Origin of the sequence: Paenibacillus sp. FSL M8-0212 (assembly GCF_038004645.1) — a bacterium.
Lineage (GTDB): Bacteria > Bacillota > Bacilli > Paenibacillales > Paenibacillaceae > Paenibacillus.
Genome location: NZ_JBBORP010000001.1, coordinates 6,281,039 through 6,306,284, shown reverse-complemented (window position 1 = coordinate 6,306,284; position 25,246 = coordinate 6,281,039). Strand labels below are relative to the sequence as shown.

Sequence of the window (25,246 nt, the reverse complement as noted above, 5' to 3'; positions counted from 1 at the left end):
AGAAAAGAAACCAAAAGAAGCGATATCCGGAGTGTACACGGATATCGCTTCTTTTGGTGAAATTCATCTGATTCAGGGCTATATTATACGGGTTGAATGGCGAGATGGGGTGTCCCACTACTTTCATCAATGAACAGTATATATTGGTTGCCAGCAGTCCCTGTTAAGACCAGACCAGGTTGACCTGCAACACCAGGATTGTAATATCTGAGTTGTTGCAAAACGGGTAGGGAGATTGGAAGAGTAGGTTGATTAAGTGCCATTAATTGTGTAGCGGCCTTAACGCTATCTCCAGCTTCAATCACTCCGCCTACACCCAAATGGTTGACAATCGAGGAGCTGGCGTTGATTTGAAGGCTGCCTGCTACGGTCTGACTGCCATTGACGTTTAGATCGACACCAACGGTTTGATTACCATTAACTTGCAGATCTTGGTTAATGGTCTGATTACCGGTGACAAGGATGCTATCAAAAGTTGGCAAAGATATCATCTCCTATATAGTATTCTTATATTCTATGAGGACAAGATTTGGAATGATCCGGGTGGCCACACATTATATACTTGGGATAAAGCCCCTTTTGCAAAAAAAGAGTTAGCGAAACACTATGTCGTGCATATTGTAGGCAGAGAATGTTTTCGCATGGAACAGGAGGGTTTGTTATCCAAAAGAAGTCAAAAATGCAGGTTAAGTCCACGAAAAAGAGACGTTCAGTTCATGATGCGAACCGGTTATTCCTGAGACAGATGAATGTGGTTCTGAACAGGAAACTCAAATCCATGCGTAAACATATGGAAGTACAGCAATTGGAACTGAATCAGCAATGGCTGAACATGATGCAGGTGGGAAGCATACCTACCCGAGAAGTGCCAAAAGTGATCTATAAGGAGTTAAATGTGCTTCTTATTACTCCTTGTAATGACCGAGCAATGTCATCCCATTGCGTCCTGATTGAACAGAGTCTGAAACATCTCGTGAGAAATGTGAATGAGATTAAATATATCGAATCCGTGTCAGCCTGTTTGTCTTCCTATGAAGTTGACCTGATTATGGTCATCGGAAGCGAAGAAAACTTGCCGGATGAGAATATCACAGCATTAAGGACATCAACCGTGAAGAAGGCAATCTGGTTGTCTGTCGATCAACATGGGAATCAAAGCGAAACTATCCTACCGATTTTTGATCATGTGTTTACACAACATTCAACGCAAATAACCGATGATCAGCAGCATATGGGAAGCACTGGTAGTCATGAACTGTTCATGCCGCCTGATCCACATCTATTCTGTCCGCAAGCTGTTCCCCCGGAGTATGAATCGGATGTTTGTATCATCGGGGATGCAGAACCGGATGGCATCGTCACCGCTATTGCCAAATCAGGTCTTATGGATAACAAAAAGGTTCGGGTGGATGGAAAGGGTTGGGCACAGATCGGGGATTTCAAGCCTGTTCATACGAATGAAGCTCGTCAGATGTTATATAACGGAAGCAAACTGGTTATTCATAGTGGGGAATCAATCAAAAACGTGATGGAAATTGCCGCATGTGGGACGTTTCAGCTCATAGGACCATCTGTGAATCAGAGCAACGGGATTGACCTTAGTAACTTTCAACAATACAACTCTTGTGAAGAACTCACTCAGAAGTTTGAACATTACTGGCAGAGTGTTGATGCAAGGAGACTGGCCGCTAGCCATGCTCTGGCATACATGAAATATAATCAATCCCATCTACAAAAAACATTGCGACTACTGGATATCATTTTCATATAAATCATCCCAAAAATCACAGGAGCGTAGGCTGCATCATGTTGCTGCATTGGAGGAGTTCTGATTGAAGGTAATTGCTCTGCATCTGCCCCAATTTCACCGGATTGAGGAGAACGACCGATGGTGGGGGGACGGTTTTACTGAATGGACGAATGTAAAAAAAGCCACGTCTTTATATTCGGGTCACCATCAGCCTAACCAGCCATTTCAGGGGAAATATTATGATCTTTCCGATCCAGATGTACGAAAGTGGCAAGCAGAAACAGCCAAACATCATGGCGTTTATGGATTTTGTTATTATCATTATTGGTTCAAAGGCAAACGTTTATTGGAAAAACCAGTTAATGAAATATTGAACAGTGGGGAGCCTGATTTCCCCTTTTGTTTGTCTTGGGCCAATGAGACATGGACAAGAAAATGGGATGGGCAGGAATCCGATATTCTCATGGCCCAGAATTATGGGGATCGAGAGGATTGGGAAGAACATTTTAATTATTTGGTAAAGGTATTTAAGGACAAACGATATATTCGAGTGGGAGGTAAGCCGTTATTTCTGATCTATCGGCCAGCCAGTATTCCGCAATGTGAGGAAATGATTCAGTTTTGGCGTGAATTGGCTTTGAAGCATGGCCTGAAAGGGATCCATTTTGTGCAGACCATTGGTGGATTCCCTACATTTAATCGTCAGGTCTTTGATGCGAGCATGGAATTTGAACCGCATTATACGTTTGCACATGGACATATGAATGGAATCTGGATCCAAATGAACATCAAGGGACAGCAACATATTGCTGTGAATTACGACAAGGTTTGGTCCTCCATTCTCGAACGAACACCACACCGTAACGGAGAAATTGTCTATCCAGGTGCTTTTGTCAATTGGGATAATACACCGCGGAGAGGCGTTGACGGACAGAGTACGCTCGGTTCTACTCCAGAGAAGTTTGGGCTGTATCTATCAAGGCAGATGGAGAGAGCAAGGACACTGTACAAAAGTGAATATCTTTTTGTTAATGCCTGGAACGAGTGGGCGGAAGGGGCATATCTTGAGCCGGATCAAAACTATGGTTATGCTTATTTGAGAGAACTCAAGAAAGTAACTCAGCATGAGCAATTGAATAGAAACAAGTCTATAAGAGGGAGTTCCGAATGAGGGAACTCTCTCTGAAGTGAGCTTATTTATAGACCATGTTTCGTTGTAAGTACTGTTTTTTGTTTGCGGTATTCCGTTGGCGTTAGCCCTGTATGCTTTTTGAACTGTCTGGAGAAATAATACAAATCACTGAAACCGAGATGCTCGGCGATGGCAGTTATTGTGTTCGGGGTGCAGGCCAGCAACTCCTTGGCCTTATCGATTTTTTTACCAGTAATATAGAGGATCGGAGGAACTCCAATCTGCTGCTTGAAGAATCGAATGAAATAATTTGGATGCATGTAGGCGATCTGGGCCAGATCCTGAACCGAAATATTCTCTTCAATGTTGGAATCAATATATGCCAGAATGGTGGACAGTTTCTCCATGACAGGAACGTTAATAAAAGAGATCTGATCCAGATCCAGATTCATTAGATAGTGGGATAGTAACTCGGTCAGTTTGCTCTTGGCCATCATATGGGCATAGACTTCATCGGATTTTGCATATGTAAGGATACTGCTGAAGATTGCTTGAACCAACTCAGGTTGATCTATCGTACAGATGTGTGGGAATTTCAGAATTTGGAACAAATTGATTCCCCCAACCTTTGCGCTAAAGTGACACCAATATTTGAGAAAAGGACTTTCATTAATGGCAGAGTATGACTGTTTGATCCCCTCTGGCATTAGAATAAGCTGATTAGGCGCAGGATAATACTCCTCATCCCCAATTTTGAGCCAACCTTCACCTTCGCATATGAAATAAAACTTGCTGTAATCGGGCGTGTAATCCAGATCCCGCCAATCCGTATCGCACCGATTGTAATTGACCATGAATAATTCGACTTGGAGATTGGACAGGTAGTTCGTAAGCAAAGTTTGGTGATTCATACTTTTCATCTCCATACAAGGTTATTATTGTCCATCTAAAAGTTAGTGTTCTGCATGTCTATCCTTCGGCCTTAGCACTACAATACAACTACAGACAATAACAGAAGGGATGAGAACATCTCATGGACAAAAACGAATATTTGCAACATATCGAAGCAACGATTGAGAGCGGTAAATTCAAGGACAACTGGAGTTCGCTTAGCGCCTTTCAAGTACCCGAATGGTACCCAAAAGCGAAATTCGGCATATTCATTCACTGGGGGCTATATTCTGTACCGGCCTATGATAGCGAATGGTATTCGCGAAATATGTACATACAAGGCACCAAAGCTTATGAACATCACCTTGAGGTGTATGGACCTCATAAGGACTTTGGATATAAAGACTTCATTCCAATGTTTCGTGCAGAGAAGTTCGATGCAGACGAATGGGCAACGTTATTCAAACAGGCTGGAGCCAGATATGTTATGCCTGTGGCTGAGCACCATGATGGTTTTCAGATGTACAAAAGCTCTATCTCTCACTATAACACATATGAAATGGGCCCCAAACGGGATCTTCTGGGTGAGATGAAGGTTGCATACGAGAAGCAGGGGCTGACATTATGCGTGTCGTCTCACCGCGCTGAGCACTGGTTCTTCATGTCTCACGGGAAGGAATTTGATTCAGATATTAAGGAACCCCTGGAGCGTGGGGATTTCTATTGGCCTGCCATGCCTGAACCCAAGGATCACTTCGACTTGTATGACTCACCTCCAACCGAGGAGTATCTGGAAGACTGGTTGATTCGCTGCTGTGAACTGGTCGATCAATATCAGCCAAAGGTCTTTTATTTTGATTGGTGGATTCAAACGGTTGCATTCAAACCCTATCTCAAGAAATTTGCTGCCTATTATTATAACAAAGGCGAAGAGTGGGGTGTGCCTGTAGCTATCAATTATAAACATGAGGCCTACATGTTTGGTAGTGCCGTTCCGGATGTGGAGCGGGGACAGTTCGCTGAGCTCAAGCCCTATTTTTGGCAAACGGATACAGCTGTTGCTAAAAACTCATGGTGTTATACGGAAAATAATAACTATAAAACGGCTGAGGAGATTATTCGGGATCTCGTCGATATTGTAAGCAAAAACGGGAATTTACTGCTGAATATTGGTCCCAAAGCAGACGGCAGCATACCGGATGAAGATCGCGACATTTTGCTGAGCATTGGCAAGTGGCTGGAAGTGAATGGGGAAGCGATCTATGACACGTCATTCTGGCGTACGTTTGGCGAGGGTCCGACAGAGGTGAAGGAAGGGCAATTCACGGATGGGGATACGAAGATATTTACGAGTGAAGATATACGTTTTACGTTAAAAGAAAGCAGTCTGTATGCCACGGTTCTTGCCTATCCAGATAATGGGGTGGTGCAGATTAAATCCCTGAAGGAAAATTCTCACCATTTTCAAGGGGTCATTCAAGATATTCAGGTACTTGGCTATGAAGAACAGCCGCAATGGGAGAGAACAGCGGACGCACTGACGATCACAACAACAACTGTGAAAAGTAATGCGCCAATTGTTTTCAAAATTAAATTGGACTAATCAACAAAGATAAATTAACTACTGTAAATATAAAAAGGGCGCATCCAGGAGTATTGTACTCATCGGATAGCGCTCTTTTGGTTGGGCTATACACAGGGCTGACTTCCATGCAAAATCCTCTCCATGATAATGGAGGCTGCTCCAAGCTGAAAACGGTAATTCGGAAACTTACTTATATAATAATCACGAAATTCTTTCTTGCTAATATACTGATATCATCAAACCAGTGATGTTCGCCTGTAATGGAATGATTGAGACTCACTAAGGAGGATCTGCAAAAAAGATGAAACCAAAGAAACGCATCAGATATGGTTGGAGCGGATTTAAGAAAAAAAAAGCTGAGGACTGTGACCATCCCCAAGAGCAGCACAAAGAACACCATCACGAGCACAATAACCACCACAATAACCACCATCATAAGTGTTTTGACAAAGAAGCCGAATTGCTTCTCAAATTAATTGGTGAGTTGAAGGGAGCAATTGTACAGGTTTTTGCCAATCCCACGCCTCACAATGTTTCACTTCTGATTGAGGTACTGCGTAAATTACTGGCTCTGGTTCATCATTCGGATTTGAAAAAGGGAACCAAGGCAGATCTCGAAGCGGTCTTGGAGCTTACCATTGTATCTGCAGAGGCCGTTCCATTTTCTCCAATCAGTGTGGGAACCAATTTGCAGCAATTGCTGGATGTGCTCCTATCTGTCATTTTACAGGGGAATATCGATTCGGCTGAGAAAGATCAACTGGTCATTTTGATCCGGGCGACCGAATTGGCTATCACATCAGGGCTTAGAAACATAGGGAGTCAAGGTCCGGCAGGACCTGCAGGACCAGCGGGTCCTCAGGGCGTACCTGGTCCACAAGGCCCGGCAGGCGTTGCTGGTTCTCAGGGTGGTGTAGGTCCAGCTGGTACACCGGGAGCTGCTGGTGCCCAGGGACCAGCAGGTGCGACAGGTGTTACTGGAGCAACGGGTGCGGCAGGCCCAGCAGGTGGCGCAACAGGATCGACAGGGGCAACGGGGAGTACAGGAGCTGTTGGGGCAGCTGGCGTTACAGGAGCAACTGGTGATCCTGGCGTAGCAGGAGTCACCGGGGCTACCGGGGCAGCTGGACTTGCGGGAGTCACCGGGGCAACGGGTGCAGCCGGAATTGCAGGGGTAACCGGGGCTACCGGCGCAACTGGGATTACGGGAGTAACTGGCAGCACTGGTGTTACTGGGGCTACGGGTTCTGGGGCCATCATACCGTTTGCTTCTGGCGGACCTGCCATATTAACAACGATTCTTGGTGGACTGGTCGGAACGACAAGCCTTATCGGTTTCGGCAGCTCGGCAACAGGAGTCAGCATTCTGGGTGGCACAATTGATTTAACGGGAACGATTGTCGGACCACTCATTAACTTTGCGTTCTCTGTTCCACGAGATGGCGTTATAACTTCCATTGCTGCCTATTTTAGTACAACAGCAGCCTTGGCCTTGGTCGGTTCAACGGTGACCATCACTGCACAATTATTCAGTTCACCTACTCCTGATAATGCATTTACTGCGGTTCCGGGGGCGGTCGTTACACTAGCACCTCCACTAACTGGTATCATTGCTTTGGGTAGCATCTCCAATGGCATAACAACCGGATTGACTATACCTGTGACTGCACAGACACGTCTTCTGCTTGTATTCTCCGCAACGGCAACTGGACTTTCTCTTGTGAATACCGTTGTTGGCTATGCAAGTGGCGGCGTGAACATTACATGATGAGATATAAATTTTGATATGAACGACATGAGAGTTCTCATGTCGTTCTTTTTCTTGGTTTGAAATTTTGAGTATCAGGTCTTGGTTATATAGAACTACTAAAACCTATTATTCATCAAAAACATGCAGGAATACGAAAAATAAGCTGATATGTGTAAGCGACATGAGACACATAAAAGCATTAAATAGACTTATTTTCTATATTTTTCAATAAAGTGCTTGTATATATCGAATAATGATTTTATACTATACCAATAAAATCCAATTAAATTCCTAATCGACTATTATATGTAATTAAAATGTTTAACTACTCACTCGAATCACGATCGAAAGTCATATTGACCACTCCTTAGCAAGCGTTCTGCTAACGCTCCAGATTACCCTTCCACATGAATGCTTATCGACATTCACTCTCATTGCATTATTCAAACACCCAAACTATTCACTCACATGGTTTAATCCGATTCATTCAATCTCCTAAACTTCCAAGTCAAAAATCATAGACTGATCTGTTATCTCTTCTGACTCATATTGTTCCCTAACCAGACCTGCAAAGGAGGTGAGGCTTTATGTGAAATCCATGGTATCTATTTCGTCCGCAATAAAGGTTATTTTACCGTTTTATTCTGCAGAGAAGGGTATATGTACCAGACTAAATTAAAAAACCGGGTAAAAGGAGTGGAAAAGTTTGATAAAGATTAATCGGTTACGCAAGCCCATCTCCATGGGGCTCTCGCTTCTCCTTGCATTTTCGATCATTCATCCGGTTTCAGCTGAAAACTCCACATCATCCAAATTGGATATGAAATCTGGACTTGCCAATGTTTCGGAGTCCAAAGTAAACGCCAAGTTGACCAAAGAATTCGAAGGTAGTGAATATGTTACCTATCTGGTGAAAATGAAGGAACAGGTGGATACAGCAGCAGTCTCCAAACAGGCCCTTGAAAAGGCGACCATCGCCAAACAAACGGCTTCAGCCACAAAGCTGTCCGTTCGTAATTCGGTCGTCAGCTCTCTGCGAGAAACGGCCTCGCGTACACAATATCCATTGGAAACTTATCTGGAAAAGGAAGTTGACCTGGGTAAGGTCAAAGAATATAAAAGCTATTTTATTGTCAATTCACTGGCAGTAACGAGTACCAAAGAAGTCATGGAACAGATTGCGCTGCTGCCTGAGGTGGAGAAGATTCTACCAAATGAGACACGATACTTACAGAAAGCCGAAGTGAGTAAAGAACCGGCGAATGCGGTATCAGGCAAAGATGCTGTCCAAACGCCAACTAAAGACTCTTCAGTCGGAGTCAAAGACAAAGAGCCTGCTACAAAGGACAAGCTTGCGACAGAGAACGTGGAATGGAACCTGGATTACATCAATGCGCCAGCCGTGTGGGATCGGGGCATCGATGGAACAGGGATTGTTGTTGCCAATCTGGACAGTGGTGTGGACTATACCCACCCTGCGCTTCGCAGCAAATGGCGGGGACTGGATGCTTCGGGTAATATCGTTGATCCCGAACTGAGCTGGTATGATCCGCACAGTAATGCTTCCCTCCCTGCGGACGGAGACGGGCATGGTACTCACACGATGGGTACGATGGTTGGCTCCGAAGCAGATGGCACCAACCAGATCGGGGTTGCTCCCGGTGCGAAGTGGATTGGTGTACGGATATTCAATCCGGAAACAACAGATGCCATTATTCTGGATGGCGGACAATGGTTGATTGCTCCGGTGGATGCGGAAGGCAATCTGCATCCTGAACTTGCACCGGATGTTGTCAACAATTCATGGGGCGGAGGAGCAGGACTGGATGAGTGGTTCCGACCGATGGTGCAAGCCTGGCGTGATGCTCAGATTTTCCCAGAATTCTCCGCAGGAAATGTGAGACTGGGTAACCCGGGCGGACCTGGTTCTGTTGCTAACCCGGCGAACTATCCTGAAAGTTTTGCTACAGGAGCAACCGATATCAACGGAAACCTGGCTTCATTCTCCTTGCTGGGCCCATCCCCGTATGGTGAGATCAAACCGGAAGTATCTGCCCCTGGTGTGAATATCCGCTCAGCAGTTCCGGGCGGTGTATATGAGGGAGGGTGGAACGGAACATCCATGGCAGGCCCACATACAACTGCGCTTGCTGCACTTCTTCTTCAAGCCAATCATTCCCTTACAGTGGATCAGCTGGAGCAGATCATTACAGATACAGCCACGCCGAGAACAGATAGTCAATATCCGACATCTCCTAATAACGGCTATGGTCACGGCATTATTAATGCCCTTGATGCTGTAGGTTCTGTACTCGAAGGGATCGGCACAGTATCCGGCAGAGTGGTTACGGCCGGAGATGATCTGGAAGAGCCGGTACTGGCACACACCCCTGTTAATTCTGCCTTTACAGGCATCGATATACCATTAACCGCTCATGTGACAGATAACGTCGCGGTAGTCTCCGTCGAGGCTTTTGCCAAAACGACAGGTACCAACCAGTACGTCTATCTGCCGATGAATCGGATTGCTGGAGATAACAAAGATGGTACGTATACAGCGACCATTCCGGCATTTCTCATTGAGCCACAAGGTGTGGAGTATTATATCCGCGTTAACGACTACGGCAACAACGGCTTCGAAAGTCAGGTATATAAAGTGGCTGTGTCCAATGGTGTTCAGCCAGGATATCTTCAGGATTTTGAAGAAGATCAGCTGGGCTTCACGACAGGCGGAACCGGAAGTACTTGGGTATGGGGAGCACCAACCAGTGGTCCTGGAAGTGCATACTCCGGTGACAAGGTGATTGCAACCAATCTGCAAGGGACTTATGTGGCGAATAGCAATGCATATCTGCTTGCGCCACCAATTGATCTCACCGAGAGTCCAGAAGGCGCGTTATTATCCTTCAAACACTGGTATGATCTGGAGAATAACATCGACTTTGGCAAGGTATATATCGCTTCCGAGGACAGCGACTATGTGTTCGAAGAGTTGTTAAGCTTCACGGGTACAGGTGGGAACTGGAAGAAACAATATGTCGACCTTCGCGAATACGCGGGACAGCAGGTATTTATCAAATTCAATCTGACCAGTGATAACTCGGTGCAAAAGGCTGGTTGGTACATTGATGATTTCGCAGTTGAAGAATTGGATGATCTTGCACCAGGAGCTCCAGCGGGATTAACTGCAACCGCTGATATTCTGGGCAACGTAGCCTTGAGCTGGACTGGTCCGAGCGATGAGGATCTCGAATCCTATATCGTATATCGCTCCACAACCGCAGGTGCAGGTTATGAATCCATTGGAACTGCAACAGGAACAACGTTTACGGATACGGCTACGGTGACAGATTCGACCTATTACTATACCGTTTCCGCACTTGATTATAGTGGTAATGAAAGTGACAAATCGAACGAGGTCTCCATTACAGTGGATGTGCCTCAGGATATCTACATTGATCATTTCGATGGTAGTGATGATAATGGCTGGACTCATTCAGGAACCAAAGATGAGTGGGAACGAGGCATTCCGGTAACGGGACCTGCAAGCGCCGTTTCTCCGCCAAATGTCTGGGCGACTGATCTCGACAATACGTACGAGAATGGCTCCAACTATTCACTCGTATCTCCAGTTGTTGATTTGACGGATGTATCCGAAGGAACACTTACGTTTAATCATTGGTACGAGATTGAGAGTGGATACGACTACGGTTATGTGGAAGTTACCAAGGATGGTGGAACGACATGGTCAGAACTGGGCAAATTCTCACATAGTACAAACGGTAAACAATGGACACCGGTATTTTATGACCTGGATACACTTACCGGCAATGAAGTGCAATTCCGGTTCCGTCTGACCTCAGACAACAGTGTTGTGAAGACAGGTTGGTTCATTGATGATTTCCGTGTACTGGGAGTTGCTGCGGAGACGGTAACGGAGGACAGTGCGGTTGTGCTTAACAGCGACAAACCGAAACCGTCCTATGATAACCCATGGTACAAAATTTCGCGGACTGACAAAGCGGAATTTAACAAAACGAAACAGCAATTACCGGAAGTTGAAAAACCAGGAACAGGTTCGGTTAATCCACAAAGCCTGCCTGCAAGTGCAACGGTTACCGTACTGGAAACCGGACGTTCGGTGAAGACAGATTCAGCTACAGGCAAGTATAGCTTCACACACGTAGCAGGTGATTACACGTTAAAAGCTGAGGCATATGGATATTATCCTCGAACTCAGCAGGTAACGATCACCGATGGCAGTGGTGCCAAAGCCAACTTTAATCTGGAGGCAATCCCGCATGGGCAGATTGAAGGTGTAGTCACAGATGAGCGGACAGGACAACCACTGGCTGATGCTTCCGTTCTCGTGATGGAAGATGCCAATGTAGGTGAAGTTCGCACAGGTTCAGATGGCAGCTTCAATATTCAGGTATTGGAAGGAAGTTATACCCTGTCCATCCGGGCTGCTGATTATTACAGTAAAACCGTTACTGTTACTGTCCCTGGTAATGGTACAGCTGAGGCAAATGTTGCCTTGAAACCATTCATCGGTTTCCCTGGGGAAATTGCTTATGATGATGGAACAGCAGAGAACGCACGAGCTTTTAACGCTGCGGATAACGCTTGGGCGGTTCGAATGACACCAGAGCTGGAGACCGCTCAACTGACAGGTGCATCGTTCCGATTCTGGAACAGCGAATGGCCTGTACCTGGAGGTACAGCGTTCCAATATGCCGTCTATGATGCTTCGGGTACTGGCGGCGCTCCGGGACGACAACTGGCTGGACCATTTGACGGTACTGCACTTCGTAACGATCAATGGACAACCGTTGAATTCCCGGAACCGGTCATTGTAACGGGCGACTTCTATATCGTGTATGTTCAGAGTGTAGCTGGAACTGGTGCTCCGGGACTGGCTACTGATGAGAATGGTACGAATGCAGGTCGAAGCTGGCAGCGAGTAGGTGGCGCATGGAGCACTTCACCTGCAGAAGAAGGTAACTACATGATTCGTGCAGTTGTGAGATATCCGGTAAATGCACCGGTGCTCACAGCCCCTGCGAACACGTATACGAATCAGTCAACCTTCACCGTGTCGGGAACGTCTCCAGCATCCGGCGCCCAGATCAAGTTTTACAACGGCAAGGATCTGGCAGGTACAACAACGGTAGCGAATGGGAAGTTTTCATATGGTGTGAAACTCCGTTCTGGCATTAATGCGATTACTGCTGAGGCAGTGGTAGACGGTAAAACAACCGACCGTTCACTCCCCGTTGTCATTATTCTGGATCAGACCAAACCGCAATTGACGATTGTTACCCCAGCTCAAGGGGATCGCATCAATGCAGAAGTTGTTCACGTAACGGGTAATGTCGTGGAACAATTCCTCGATAAGGTAACCGTTAACGGACAAACCGTACAAGTGGGCAAAGACAGAAGCTTCAGTCACCGCGTATTGGTCAATGAAGGCGAGAACACAATTACCATCACGGCAACCGATATCGCTGGCAACAAAACAACCGTAACACGCACCGTTTATGTGGAGACGGTGTTGCCAGAACTTACGAATATTACTCCGGCTGAGGATGTGCGAATCACATCAGGGGAGAGTGTTACCGTTTCATTTGACAGTAAACCTGGTCTGCAAGCATCTTTCCGTATTCAGTTACCCTTGAATCTGAATGCCCAAGGGGCAGGAGAGATTCCATTGGTGGAGACTGAGCCTGGTCGTTACACGGGTACGTACACAACACCTGCATCCCTTGTTCTTGAGGGGGGAGTCATTGTGATTCGCGCTCAGGATGCAGCAGGCAACAAAGTAGAGGCTGAAGCAGCTGGACGATTGTTCGTCAGCGCAGCACAAGAACAATCAGTTCCAGAACCAGATACGACCTCTGAAGAGACTGAAACAGAAGTAGATCCACCGTCCGCTGAGGGTCTGCAACCTTAATTATGAAAAGTGTGACATGGATGATAACTGCATTTTGACCATCTAAGCAAGAAGTCGATAAGCCGAGGGTATCAGGGCTTGTCGGCTTTTTGTTGTATCAATTCATATCTGACGCCTAAGATTACTCGGCTATCAAACCATTTATCCCTGATACACAGCGAAGTTTGATATGCGACCTAAATGCATCAAAGACGTATAATATCCCTTAAGTCATTATTAGATGGATAGGGAGATGAACGATGAGAACACAAGTGAGAATATTTGAAAATACAAGTACTGTAGAGTTGGAGAAAGAAATGAATGAATTTTTAAATGGGATCAATACTGTGAATGTAGTGGATATCAAGTATTCTGAAGTATCCGTTACTAACGGAGGTTACGTTATAAATCATTACTCGGCTATGGTTATCTACGCCAAATAAATTTAATAATGAACTTTTGGAAATGAAGCATCCATCGGGATGCTTTTTCTTTTGCTCTCATAGGACACAAGGTGAGCCGTCTCTTTCTTCACATTAATGATATAACATGATATATTAGGATGTAGAACATGAGAAGTATGGGTATTTATGGAGGTGCTTGTATTGGGGAAAGATTCGGCATCGAAGCCGATGTATGAACAGATCTTTGAATCCTTGCGCGAACGGATACAGCTTCATCAATATCAAGTCGGTGAGCGTGTTCCTTCGGAGAAGGAGTTATGTGATGAATTCGGAGTTAGCCGGATTACAACAAAAAAAGCGCTTGAGATGCTGGCGAGTGAACAATTAATTGTTCGTCAGCCAGGACGGGGTTCTTTTGTAGCCGATACAGCAGATGTGTTACAGGAAAGACCTAACAGACTTGCTCCGCGTGCTTCGGTTAAAGATCCAGAGAAGAAGCTGCTCATTGGTCTTGTCATTACTAACTTCAGTGATATGTATGGTACAGAACTGTTATATGGTATGGAAGAAGCTTCGCGAGAGCATGATTGTTTTCTTGTACTTAGACGCTCCTTCGGGATTCCCGAGCAGGAGGAACAGAGCATTCAGGAACTGCTGGAACTGGGTGTGGACGGATTGATTATTTTCCCGGCACAGGGTGAATACTTCAGCGATGAGATTCTTAAACTGGTTGTTAACAAATTCCCTTTTGTCCTGATTGATCGGTACTTGAAAGGCATTCCGGCTTCATCTGTCAGTACGGATAATGTAGGCGCGGCGCGAGAAGGGATGAATTATTTGTTCGATCTCGGTCACCGACATATCGCTTTTCTGACGCAGCCTCCGGCGAACACTACACCGATTGAGGAACGAATTGAAGGAATCATTGAGGCTCATAATGATCAAGGGGTTCTGGTGAACAAGGAATTGTGGTTAGAATCTTTTCTTTCGACACTGCCAAGTGTGTTTGATCCTCAAGTCGAGGTCCGTGATGTGGAGACATTGGTGGAACATTTACAGAAATACCCCCAGATTACTGCACTCTTTGCTGCGGAGTATCATATTGCTTTACTTGCAGAACAGGCAGCGGATCGGCTTGATCTGAGAATCCCGGAAGATATGTCCATCATTTGTTTTGACAGTCCAAACGCTGCCGAAGGAAGCCGTATAACACATATGAGACAAAGCCAGTTTGATATGGGAAAACAGGCATTCGAGATGGTGCTTCAAAGTATGCAGAACAACGAAATGGCAGTGAACAGAGTTATTTTGCCTGCCCGCTTGGTGAAGGGCAAATCAACGAGTATGGTGAAACAAAAGGGTTAATTTTAGCGGCTTTATAATTATTGTGTTTAAAGAGGGACTTCGTGGAAACGAGGTCTCTTTTTGTTGTGGATAAAAAGGGGAACATTACCTTAATTGGTATACTATTTAGTGTGGTGAAATTAAAATAACATGCTAATATACAAATAAATATATTGACATAACATTATATTCGTTTTAGGATGATGAAAGCGGTTAACAAACTGGATTACATAAGGAGGACAACATGCTGACACCCAGAGATGATCAAGAAATTTCTCCCTCGATATACGACATGATTGATCGGGTTAACAAACGTATGCCGGATTATCCGGAACTTAACCAAATGTTCAAAAACTGTTTTACCAATACGATGGCGACCACAATTCAGCGCAAAGAAGATGGGACAACTTTTGTGATTACGGGAGATATCCCTGCCATGTGGTTACGTGATTCTGCCGCTCAGGTCAGACCTTATCTGGTTCTGGCTTCAGAGGATGAAGATATCGCCGACATGATCGCTGGACTGGTTGAACGTCAACTGAATTATATTCTGCTGGACCCTTATGCAAACGCTTTTAATGAGACGGAGAGTGGGAAAGGACATCAGGAAGATCTGACGCAGATGAATGATTGGATCTGGGAACGGAAGTATGAGATCGACTCGCTGGCTTATCCGATTCAGCTCAGTTATCTCCTGTGGAAGAACACGGGGAGAACAACTCAATTCAATGATACGTTCCGTAAAGCAGCCCAGATCATCATGCAGTTATGGCAAGTGGAGCAACATCATGAGACGAAATCACCCTACACGTTCCAACGTCTGGATGCTCCCGAGACCGATACGCTCAGCCGAGAGGGGCGAGGTACTGAAACAGCCTATACAGGTATGACCTGGTCGGGATTCCGTCCCAGCGACGATCGTTGTGAATATGGTTATCTGATTCCATCCAATATGTTCGCTGTTGTGGTGCTTCGATATCTTCAGGAAATTGCTGAAGCGGTGTTCGAGGATGAAACGCTGGCAGCGAATGCTAAGCAGTTGGAGCAAGAGATCAACAAGGGTATTCAGGATTATGGCACCGTTGAACATCCTGAATATGGAACCATATATGCGTACGAAACGGATGGGAAAGGCAATCACAATCTGATGGATGATGCCAATGTGCCAAGTCTGCTGTCTTTGCCTTATCTCGGATATGTGGAGGAGAACGACGAGGTGTATCAGAATACACGCCGTTTCATTTTATCCACGAACAACCCGTATTTTTATGAGGGAACAGCTGCAGCGGGAATCGGTAGTCCGCATACACCGGAGGGGTACATCTGGCATATCGCGTTATCGATGCAGGGGCTGACTACAGAGGATCGCAATGAAAAACTACGATTGCTTCAGCTCATCCATAAGACGGATGCGGATACCGGACTGACCCATGAAGGTTTTTCGGCCAACAATCCACATGAGTATACACGTCCATGGTTTTCATGGTCCAACATGCTCTTTAGTGAACTGATTATGGATTATTGCGGATTCCGCGTACAGAAATAGATAGGGAAGCAAGAGATAACCTGCGAGTACATCATAACGTTCGGAGTTCGTTGAATTCCGACAAAGAGGAGAGCGAATCATGAGAAAAATATCATTGAAAATGCCGGTAGCAGCAGTTATGACATCCTTGCTCATTCTAACTACAGCCTGTTCAGGCGGAAGCTCAAGCACAGGCACAACCAGTGACGGCAAGAAGGAAGTAACTGTATCGTTCCGTTCTTCAGGATCGGAAGATACACTTACGAAGTTCTTCCAATCAGGCTTGGTGGATCAATTCGAGAAAGAAAACCCGGATATCAAAATCAACATTGCTCCTGTACTGGCAAGTGAAGGCGATTATACGTCCAAAATGGTTCTGCAAATGAAATCCCCGGATACAGCGCCTGATGTCATTGCCGAAGATACATCCATCATCAAATCCGATGCTGCGGCGGGATATCTGGAGCCGCTGGATACACAAGTTCAGGGATGGCCCGATTGGGAAGAACACATCATCGACAACCTGAAGGCAGGGGTTACTGGCGAAGACGGCAAAGTGTATGGCGTTCCGGCTACCTCGGATACACGCGGAATCTGGTACAACAAGGAACTGTTTCAACAGGCGGGACTTGAAGTTCCATTCAAACCTGCAAGTTGGGCAGAAGTACTCGAAGCAGCACGTACCATCAAGCAAAAACTGCCAGGTGTGACACCGCTTAATATGATCGTGGGCAAAGCAAACGGTGAAGGTGTCACCATGCAAACGCTGGAAATGCTGCTCTATGGTACGGCGGATACGCTGTACGACGACACCACCAAGAAATGGGTCGTTAACAGCCCGGGCCTTCTGGATTCCTTTAAATTCATAGATCAAGTGTTTAACACGGATAAAACAGGTCCGACCATGCAGGTTGCCTTAAATGGACAAGCTGGCAGTATTGCTTTCCAGCAACAGTTCCCGCAAGACAAACTGGCGATGGCTGTAGATGGTAGCTGGGCAGGTTCAACATGGGCCGAGAACGGCGCTGCTCCAATCGCCAACGTTGAAGAGAAAATAGGCTTTGCACCATTCCCAACACAAAATGGGGAAGAGCCTGGAGCAACTACGATGTCCGGAGGATGGGCTTGGTCTGTTCCTGCACAAGCGAAGAACAAGGAAGAGGCTTGGAAATTTATCGAGTTCCTGATGAATAAGGAAAATGCGACTGCTCGTGTAGTAGCGGAAGGCAGCCTCAGTCCACGTAATGATTCCACGGAAGTTGAAGGTTATACGGATCGTCCATATACCAAAGAAGCACAGGAACTCTTGAATGTGGCCCACTTCCGTCCAGCGAACGATCAATATGCAGCAGTATCCGCACAATTGCAAAGCATTGTTGAGAGTATTGCCTCTGGCAAGCTGACGCCGGAACAGGGAATTACGCAATTGAAGGACAACGTATCCCGTTCCCTTGGCGCGGACAGCATCGAAGAGAAATAAGGATATCGATATATTCGGAGGGGGAGGCACAATCTCCCCTTTTTCCGGTTCGAATGGAGAGTGACTTATGAAAAGGAAAGCACCAGGTTCATTTCTGTTTCTAATGCCTTCCGTACTGTTATTACTTGTGTTTTTCATTGTTCCCATCATTCTGACGATCTGCTTTGCCTTTACGAACATGGCTTTGACCGGGGCGGCAGCCAAGAGTTTGGAGTTTGTTGGATTCCAGAATTTCATTAATATGTTCCATGATCCTGACTTTCGCATTAGTGTCTGGCGCACGCTGGTCTTTCTCATCTTCTCCGCAGTGATTGGTCAGGTATTGCTTGGGTTCATTCTGGCACTTCTAATGAAGGAGAAAAATGTGACGTTCCGCCGGGTCATCGGGATCATCGTCATTGCCGGTTGGGTGACACCCGAGATTGTTGTGGCATTCTGTATGGTGGCCTTTTTCAGTGACAATGGTTCATTGAATCAGATCCTCGGCTGGTTTGGAGCGAATCCAGTCTCTTGGTTGTTCAGTTTCCCTATGGTGAGTGTCATTATCGCGAATATCTGGCACGGCACAGCCTTTTCGATGATGGTCTATCAGTCGGCACTGGATGATATCCCGAAGGAAGTTGAAGAAGCTGCGATTATTGACAGTGCCACCGGGTTCCAGATTGTCAGACACATTACGATTCCAATGGTAAAAGGGTCCATCGTGACCAACATGATGTTGGTTACTCTACAGACACTGGGTGTGTTCACGCTGATCTATACGATGACCGGTGGTGGCCCGGGTACTTCAACACAAACCTTGCCGATCTTCATGTATAACCAGGCCTTTGTGAACTATCAGTTCGGATACGGCACAGCCATATCTCTGGTTCTGTTGTTCATCGGTATTATCGCCAGCCTGTTCTACATGCGATCCATGAAAGTGAAAGTGTAACCATGAAGGAGGTTCGATCCCTATGGTCAAACATGGGCTTCAACGCAAAATCCAGTACGGGATTTTAGTTTTTCTAGGGCTCTGTTTTTTATTGCCGCTGCTCTGGATCATTTTGGCTTCATTTGACCCGAACGCGCAACAGGGCATCAAAATGCCCAGTACCTGGACCATTCAAAATTTCAAGGATGTACTCGGGGATTCGAGCAATCTTCGTTCATTCGGTGTGGGCCTGATTCTGTCGGGAGGGCAAGCGATATTGGTTGTTCTGGTATCTGTTCTTGCTGCGTATCCTTTATCCCGTTATGAAATGAGATTCAAAAAAAGCTTCTTGTTGTCCATTCTGTTCATGACAGCTCTTCCGATTACTGCCGTGATGGTTCCGGTATTTCAGATGTTTCTGTTCTTCAAAATGCAAAATAGCATCATTGCCACGATGCTGTTCCTGACGGCATCCTCACTTCCGTACGGCATCTGGATGATGAAAAACTTCATGGATTCGGTGCCGATTGATCTGGAAGAATCGGCATGGATTGACGGTGCGTCCGTATGGAACGGATTGAGACGAATTGTAGCGCCATTGATGTTGCCGGGTATTGCAACGATAGCGATATTTACCTTTTCGGGAAGTTGGGGCAACTTCTTCGTGCCATACATCCTGCTCCAGACACCGGAGAAACTTCCGGCATCGGTCACGATCTATCAATTCTTCGGCAGCCACGGCATGGTTGAATACGGCAGATTGGCTGCATTTTCACTACTTTATACAATGCCTTCGGTTGTGTTATATATCTTCTCCCAGCGTTACATGTCCAAGGGCTTCAGCATGGGCGGGGCAACCAAAGGTTAATGACAGGAGGTACGCAACATGACAACCAAAAAGACGGCACATCTCATCTCGCACACCCATTGGGACCGCGAATGGTATATGCCTTATGAACACCATCACGTACTGCTCATTGAGCTGATGGATAAACTGCTGGACACGCTTGATCAGGACCCGAAATATCGTTATTTTCATCTGGATGGGCAGACGATTATTCGTGAAGATTATTTGCAGGTTCGGCCCGAACAACAGGAGAGGCTCGACCGTTATATTCGTGAAGGACGTATTCATTTTGGCCCATGGTATGTGTTACAGGATGAGTTTCTGACCAGCAGCGAGGCCAACTTGCGTAATCTGCTCATCGGTCATCGTGATGCTCGACCTTTAGGTGTGATATCCAAGACAGGATACTTCCCAGACTCATTCGGAAATATGGGACAGGCACCGCAGCTTCTGCAACAGGCGGACATTCATAACGCGATTTTTGGGCGTGGGGTAAAGCCTACGGGATTCAATAATGCGGTGGTTGATGCAGACAGTTACGAATCTCCATATTCCGAGATGATCTGGCGTTCGCCGGATGGTTCGGAAGTACTCGGCATTTTGTTCGCGAATTGGTACTGTAATGGGATGGAAGTTCCGGTTGATTCAGAGAAAGCCCGAGCGTATTGGGATAAAAATCTGGAAGATGCCGAGAAGTTTGCCTCGACCCCACATCTGTTGTTCATGAATGGTTGTGATCACCAGCCGATCCAGACGGACCTGCCCGAGGCATTACGTACGGCAGCGGCTTTGTATCCTGATGTGGAATTTATCCACTCCAATTTTGACGATTACATTGAGGCGGTTACGAAGGATGTCCCTGAGCATCTGGCGACCATTGAGGGCGAACTTCGCAGTCAGCACACGGATGGTTGGGGAACACTGGTGAATACGGCATCCGCACGAGTTTATCTGAAACAGTTGAATCAGCAGGGGCAGACGTTGCTTGAAAAAGTAGCCGAACCACTGGCCGCCATGGCGCATATGGCCGGGGTGAAAGATTATCCGCACCACCTGTTGACGCATGCTTGGAAGATGCTGATGCAGAACCACCCACATGATAGCATCTGCGGATGCAGTGTGGATGAGGTTCACCGTGAGATGGTGACCCGCTTTGCCAAGAGCAGACAGCTTGCAGAGAAATTGGTTTCCCAGAGCGCGCAGGCGATTGCTGAGTCCATCCGTGTGCAACCTGCTGAGGCTTGGGGAGAGGAAGCAGTGCTGTTCACTGTGTTCAACACGAGTGGATGGAATCGAAATGGAATCATTGAGATGGACCTGATTGTAGACAAAGCTTTTTTCCCAGAAGGGCCTAATCCCCAGGCACTTGCGCAGAAGGTGGAAAAAGATGCACTGCCAGCGTATCAGCTGGTCGATTCGGATGGACACGTGTATTCGGCAGAACTCACTGATATGGGCGCACATTTTGGTTATGAACTTCCGAAAGATCGCTTCCGACAGCCTTATATGGCTCGTAAAGTAAGAGTTACTTTCCAGGCGGTGGATGTACCTTCGCTGGGTTATAAGACATATGCTCTCATTCCAGTAGAGAAGCCAGCAGAGATTGCTGAGATTGCTGAAGTGCCCGATACGAGCGAACTCATCCTGGTTCAGGGAATGATGATGGAGAACGGTCATTTGCGGGTGACGGTTGAAGAGAATGGTACGGCAACGATTGAAGATAAAGTCTCTGGTGCTGTTTACAGGGGGTTGAATTCATATGAGAATACCGGTGATATCGGCAATGAATATGTCTACCGTCAACCTGAGGGAGAGACAACGCTGACCACGGAGCATCTGAAGGCAGACCTGCGGATTGTGGAGCAGTCTCCGTATCGTGCAGTTATGGAAAGTGTATTACGCTGGGATATTCCTGCTGAAGCAGATGAACTTTTCGAACTTGAAAAACGCCAAATGGTTCCTTTTACAGAACGAAAGGCGCAGCGAGTTAAGAACACCGTTCCGCTTGTGATTACGACAACGTATACATTGGAAGCAGGCAGTAATATGGTCAAGGTAAAGTCTGAATTCAACAATCAGGCCAAGGATCATCGACTGCGCGCACTCTTTCCATCAGGACTGCTGACAGAGGATCATTATGCGGATTCTATTTTTGAAATCGCCAAACGTTCCAATACACCGGCCAAAGAATGGGTGAATCCGAGTAATGCGCAGCATCAGCAAGCGTTTGTACATGTGACCGATGGTGCTCATGGCTTGATGATTGCAAACAAAGGGCTGAATGAATACGAGATTTTACAGCGTGAAGAGGGCAGTAAGATTGCGGTTACGCTGCTGCGTGCCTCTTCGGAACTGGGAGATTGGGGTGTGTTTGAAACACCGGAAGCCCAATGTCTGGGACCTCAGAGCGTGGAATATGCGATTATTCCATTTGCAGGCGATGCGGCACAGTCAGGTGCATGTGCATCCGCATACGTGTATCCGATTCCGTGGACGACTTTACAGCTAGGGGCACTAGCACGCACGTTTGAGCGAGAAAGTCATGCCGGAGCTGATGCGCACAAGGTGGAGCTGCCTCTGTCGAAGCAATGGCTGGCGTGGAATGCACAAGGTTCGTCACTGGCCTTCTCCACATTGAAGATCGCAGAGGAAACCGGAGATTTGATTGCTCGCTGGTATAATCTAAACTCCGAACCTGTTGAGTTGAATGTACAAACTGGATTCGAATGTGCTTCCGTCTATGAGAGCGATGTGCTGGAACGGGTTAAGGACACGTTGGAGGGGCACAGCCAGATGGTATCGGGGTACAAAATTGTTACACAAGGGTACGCGTTACGTTGAGTTGATTTTTGAACATGATAATTATAGAAACCTCCTGTTCACGTTATTGTGGACAGGGGGTTTTTGTTAGTCAAAACATTAACTTATTGAAGGGTGCTATAGCGGCGTTATTACTCGTTCTAAGTTCTTTTTATCCAATAAAATAATTAATTTCCAATATAGAAAAATGTGGTATTATTGTGCTAGTTTGTTGTAATGGAGGTAGAGCTAATGATCTATATTTTATTTGTATTATTCGTAGTAGTAGTTGTTGTACTTAGCCTTTGGATTCTGAGTTTGACACGTAAACACAAGAGATCAGGGGGATTCACTGAGGAGAATTACGACTTAAAAGCCATTACTATCGCTGATATAGACAGGATGGAGGATGGCTCTGGCTTCGAGATGTACTTGTACAGATTGTTAATTGAGTTGGGCTATTCCGGGGTCTATAAAACGTTAGGAAGTCGCGATTTTGGTGCTGACGTAGTTTTCACTGATCGGGAAGGTGTTAGAAATGTCATCCAAGCAAAGCGATACTCAATAGAGTATCCAGTCGGAATCAGCGCTGTACAAGAGGTCTTTTCTTGCATGAGATATTACAAGGCTAAAAAAGCAATCGTAATTACTTCATCCCATTTCACAGAATCGTGTGAGACATTAGCTGGTATTAACTTTGTAAAGTTGATTGATCGAACTGATTTAATTCATGTGATTGAGGCTTTTAGAGACGGTGATATTATTGAGGCGCGTGACATCATTGAAGGGGAACCGAGGATGATACTTGAATCCTGGTCGGAATCGAATAGCAGTACGCTACATGAGGTTCGAAAAGATTACAAGGCAGAAAAGTATGTAAAAAAAGTGATGAGTAAGTGAACATATGAATTATTCAGTAGATTTTGTGATGATTGATCAATAAACGAGTATTCTATCTAAAATGAATGATTTTGGTGGCTTTTCATACATAATATTTAATTCTGTATTTATTCAGGGATGGAGATGGGTGACACATTCAGGTTCACTAAGTGTAATCTATTTGTGGGAAGAGGGGGTTCAATTTTAGTGAAAAAAATGAGCTGGATTGCTTTGTTTTTAGTCCTGATTTTGTACTTTGTTTCGATGTACTCACTATATTCTCATATGAATAATAAATGGCTAGTTAGTCCTCCAACCTATGTAATACTAATTCTTTCTATTTTAGGACTGGCTCTAGCCATACTTGGTTTTAAAGATACATCGAACAAGTCTACGAAGGTAAGAAGTTGGATCTCAACGGTTCTATCCTTAGCATTGATCTTCATCCTTTTGGGTGCTTTGTCATTTACATCGATATTTTCTGGGTACAAACAATTACTTACGACTACACATTCACCAGATAAGCACTATACAATAAGTTTCTATAAAACTGACGCTGGAGCCATGGGATCGTTTGGCGTTATGGGGGAATTGAAAGGCCCGCTTTGGTTTAAAAGAGTATTTTATTATGAGGGAAAGACGGATCAGGTAGACTTGGAATGGGTTGATAACCATACCATTTCAATTAATGATCAAAAAGTTAATTTATTAAACGGTGAAACTGTACGCCGTAGCCCTTAATTTTCTAAGATTTTTTTCTTAACTGATATCTAAAGTGAAATTCTTTTGCGGAGTTTCGCTTTTTTGCGTTTCGAGAAAAAGATGGATAGAAGAGAAGTGATCGTCATCAAGAATCCTTTGAGGTTTTATATGAATGAATAGAAGAAGTTAAACATGTCGTGATTTTATACATTTATTGTCGTGAGTTTCTATTAAAAATAGATTAAGTCTGTGATAACTTATAGATAAATGTCAGAATATTATATAGTATGGAGGTAAGACAACAGTGACCATTCGAATTGGGAAAATTAGCTTGTGGCATGTTCACGCATGGGATTACATCAAGCAGGCACAAGAACATGAGGATACAGTCATCGCCGCTGTGTGGGATGAAGATGCCAAGCGGGGGCAGGAAGCGGCTGAACGCTTAAACGTACCATTCTATGCTTCACTCGAAGATATGCTGGCCAAGGATGACATCGATGCCGTTATTGTAGATGCGCCAACCCGCATCCATGAAGAAGTCATCACCGCTGCTGCAAAAGCAGGTAAACACATCTTTACAGAGAAGGTAATTGCGTCGACACAGGCGGAATCCAACAGAATCCTTAATGAGGTAAAGGCAAACAAAGTCAAAATTACGGTCTCCTTGCCACGACTGAATGCAGGGTATACGTTAACGATTCAGGATGTACTTAACCAAGGATTACTTGGCAAAGTGACTTATGTTAGAGCGCGTTTATCGCATGATGGAGCGATTTCGAACTGGTTGCCTGAACACTTTTACGATCTGAAGGATTGTCAGGGCGGTGCGCTGATTGATCTGGGCTGCCATCCAATGTATCTCGCCAAACTGTTTCTGGGTCAGGAAGTAACAGCGGTTAATGCAAACTTTGGATATATTACAGGCAAAGAAGTGGAAGATAATGCAGTTGCAACCTTGTTTACGGATTCCGGAGCAGTTGGCGTTGTTGAAGCTGGTTTTGTGAACAGCCATTCTCCATTTACGATTGAGGTTCATGGTACGGAAGGTACACTTCTGTACGGAACACCCGAAGAAAAGTTATTGATTCGCACGAAAGCAGCACAAGGACAATATGATGACTGGACAGAACTTCCTTTGGCAGACAAAAGAGAAAGCGCATTCAATCAATGGGTTGCACATATACAGAATGATACGGATGCAACTGAAAACGTGCAGATCGCTATGGAGCTGACCCGTTTGATGGAAGCAGCGAATCTCTCTGCCAAAGAAGGGTGCAGAATCACTCTGAATGAGTTGAAGGGTTAGGTTT

17 protein-coding genes are annotated in these 25,246 nt (G+C 45.6%); 15 read left to right on the top strand and 2 right to left on the bottom strand.

What is annotated here, in order from left to right; all coding sequences use genetic code 11:
* Nucleotides 1-83: 83 nt before the first annotated feature.
* Nucleotides 84-491, bottom strand: coding sequence for a hypothetical protein (locus tag MKX68_RS27540; RefSeq protein WP_340914932.1), 408 nt, complete (start codon nucleotides 489-491; stop codon nucleotides 84-86).
* Between the two features lie 188 nt (nucleotides 492-679).
* On the opposite strand from MKX68_RS27540, the gene MKX68_RS27535 reads away from it, so the two are divergent.
* Both MKX68_RS27535 and MKX68_RS27530 read left to right on the top strand, forming a co-directional pair.
* Complete coding sequence (locus MKX68_RS27535) at nucleotides 680-1,771, top strand: hypothetical protein (protein ID WP_340914930.1); 1,092 nt, start codon at nucleotides 680-682, stop codon at nucleotides 1,769-1,771.
* 61 nt (nucleotides 1,772-1,832) lie between these two features.
* Nucleotides 1,833-2,921: a glycosyltransferase WbsX family protein gene (locus MKX68_RS27530; RefSeq protein ID WP_340914928.1), complete on the top strand. Its 1,089-nt coding sequence runs from the start codon at nucleotides 1,833-1,835 to the stop codon at nucleotides 2,919-2,921.
* Nucleotides 2,922-2,947: 26 nt separating this feature from the next.
* Here the strand turns inward: MKX68_RS27530 and MKX68_RS27525 are convergent, their stop codons facing one another.
* Nucleotides 2,948-3,793, bottom strand: coding sequence for an AraC family transcriptional regulator (locus MKX68_RS27525; protein WP_340914926.1), 846 nt, complete (start codon nucleotides 3,791-3,793; stop codon nucleotides 2,948-2,950).
* 122 nt (nucleotides 3,794-3,915) lie between these two features.
* On the opposite strand from MKX68_RS27525, the gene MKX68_RS27520 reads away from it, so the two are divergent.
* The 13 genes from MKX68_RS27520 (at nucleotide 3,916) to MKX68_RS27460 (ending at nucleotide 25,242) form a co-directional block, all read left to right on the top strand.
* Nucleotides 3,916-5,376: an alpha-L-fucosidase gene (locus tag MKX68_RS27520; protein WP_340914923.1), complete on the top strand. Its 1,461-nt coding sequence runs from the start codon at nucleotides 3,916-3,918 to the stop codon at nucleotides 5,374-5,376.
* A gap of 283 nt (nucleotides 5,377-5,659) precedes the next feature.
* Entirely contained in the window at nucleotides 5,660-7,126 is a 1,467-nt protein-coding gene (locus MKX68_RS27515; RefSeq protein ID WP_340914921.1) for an exosporium glycoprotein BclB-related protein, read from the top strand.
* Nucleotides 7,127-7,814: 688 nt separating this feature from the next.
* A complete protein-coding gene (locus MKX68_RS27510) occupies nucleotides 7,815-13,061 on the top strand; it encodes a S8 family serine peptidase (protein WP_340914919.1) in 5,247 nt (1,748 codons plus the stop codon).
* Between the two features lie 239 nt (nucleotides 13,062-13,300).
* Complete coding sequence (locus tag MKX68_RS27505) at nucleotides 13,301-13,483, top strand: sporulation protein Cse60 (protein ID WP_133384634.1); 183 nt, start codon at nucleotides 13,301-13,303, stop codon at nucleotides 13,481-13,483.
* Between the two features lie 153 nt (nucleotides 13,484-13,636).
* On the top strand, nucleotides 13,637-14,809 hold the full coding sequence (locus tag MKX68_RS27500) for a GntR family transcriptional regulator (protein WP_340915520.1): 1,173 nt from the start codon (nucleotides 13,637-13,639) through the stop codon (nucleotides 14,807-14,809).
* Nucleotides 14,810-15,032: 223 nt separating this feature from the next.
* On the top strand, nucleotides 15,033-16,334 hold the full coding sequence (locus tag MKX68_RS27495) for a glycoside hydrolase family 125 protein (RefSeq protein WP_340914917.1): 1,302 nt from the start codon (nucleotides 15,033-15,035) through the stop codon (nucleotides 16,332-16,334).
* A gap of 79 nt (nucleotides 16,335-16,413) precedes the next feature.
* Nucleotides 16,414-17,793 (top strand): extracellular solute-binding protein, encoded by a 1,380-nt coding sequence (locus MKX68_RS27490; protein WP_339784057.1) that lies wholly within the window; start codon nucleotides 16,414-16,416, stop codon nucleotides 17,791-17,793.
* Nucleotides 17,794-17,860: 67 nt separating this feature from the next.
* Entirely contained in the window at nucleotides 17,861-18,727 is an 867-nt protein-coding gene (locus tag MKX68_RS27485; protein WP_036608294.1) for a carbohydrate ABC transporter permease, read from the top strand.
* 22 nt (nucleotides 18,728-18,749) lie between these two features.
* Complete coding sequence (locus tag MKX68_RS27480) at nucleotides 18,750-19,574, top strand: carbohydrate ABC transporter permease (RefSeq protein ID WP_076211825.1); 825 nt, start codon at nucleotides 18,750-18,752, stop codon at nucleotides 19,572-19,574.
* A gap of 18 nt (nucleotides 19,575-19,592) precedes the next feature.
* Nucleotides 19,593-22,394: an alpha-mannosidase gene (locus MKX68_RS27475; RefSeq protein ID WP_340914913.1), complete on the top strand. Its 2,802-nt coding sequence runs from the start codon at nucleotides 19,593-19,595 to the stop codon at nucleotides 22,392-22,394.
* A gap of 210 nt (nucleotides 22,395-22,604) precedes the next feature.
* On the top strand, nucleotides 22,605-23,252 hold the full coding sequence (locus MKX68_RS27470; RefSeq protein ID WP_340914911.1) for a restriction endonuclease: 648 nt from the start codon (nucleotides 22,605-22,607) through the stop codon (nucleotides 23,250-23,252).
* A gap of 195 nt (nucleotides 23,253-23,447) precedes the next feature.
* On the top strand, nucleotides 23,448-23,972 hold the full coding sequence (locus MKX68_RS27465; RefSeq protein WP_339790636.1) for a DUF5412 family protein: 525 nt from the start codon (nucleotides 23,448-23,450) through the stop codon (nucleotides 23,970-23,972).
* Between the two features lie 265 nt (nucleotides 23,973-24,237).
* Nucleotides 24,238-25,242, top strand: coding sequence for a Gfo/Idh/MocA family protein (locus MKX68_RS27460; RefSeq protein ID WP_340914909.1), 1,005 nt, complete (start codon nucleotides 24,238-24,240; stop codon nucleotides 25,240-25,242).
* Nucleotides 25,243-25,246: the final 4 nt, after the last annotated feature.

What these genes read in the sequence shown, in the direction of transcription:
- MKX68_RS27485 (WP_036608294.1), top strand. Translation starts at nt 17,861, where the DNA reads ATGAAAAGGAAAGCACCAGGTTCATTTCTGTTTCTAATGCCTTCCGTA.
- MKX68_RS27495 (WP_340914917.1), top strand. Translation starts at nt 15,033, where the DNA reads ATGCTGACACCCAGAGATGATCAAGAAATTTCTCCCTCGATATACGAC.
- MKX68_RS27465 (WP_339790636.1), top strand. Translation starts at nt 23,448, where the DNA reads ATGAGCTGGATTGCTTTGTTTTTAGTCCTGATTTTGTACTTTGTTTCG.
- MKX68_RS27470 (WP_340914911.1), top strand. Translation starts at nt 22,605, where the DNA reads ATGATCTATATTTTATTTGTATTATTCGTAGTAGTAGTTGTTGTACTT.
- MKX68_RS27480 (WP_076211825.1), top strand. Translation starts at nt 18,750, where the DNA reads ATGGTCAAACATGGGCTTCAACGCAAAATCCAGTACGGGATTTTAGTT.
- MKX68_RS27535 (WP_340914930.1), top strand. Translation starts at nt 680, where the DNA reads ATGCAGGTTAAGTCCACGAAAAAGAGACGTTCAGTTCATGATGCGAAC.
- MKX68_RS27515 (WP_340914921.1), top strand. Translation starts at nt 5,660, where the DNA reads ATGAAACCAAAGAAACGCATCAGATATGGTTGGAGCGGATTTAAGAAA.
- MKX68_RS27520 (WP_340914923.1), top strand. Translation starts at nt 3,916, where the DNA reads ATGGACAAAAACGAATATTTGCAACATATCGAAGCAACGATTGAGAGC.
- MKX68_RS27475 (WP_340914913.1), top strand. Translation starts at nt 19,593, where the DNA reads ATGACAACCAAAAAGACGGCACATCTCATCTCGCACACCCATTGGGAC.
- MKX68_RS27505 (WP_133384634.1), top strand. Translation starts at nt 13,301, where the DNA reads ATGAGAACACAAGTGAGAATATTTGAAAATACAAGTACTGTAGAGTTG.
- MKX68_RS27490 (WP_339784057.1), top strand. Translation starts at nt 16,414, where the DNA reads ATGAGAAAAATATCATTGAAAATGCCGGTAGCAGCAGTTATGACATCC.
- MKX68_RS27540 (WP_340914932.1), bottom strand. Translation starts at nt 491, where the DNA reads ATGATATCTTTGCCAACTTTTGATAGCATCCTTGTCACCGGTAATCAG.
- MKX68_RS27525 (WP_340914926.1), bottom strand. Translation starts at nt 3,793, where the DNA reads ATGAATCACCAAACTTTGCTTACGAACTACCTGTCCAATCTCCAAGTC.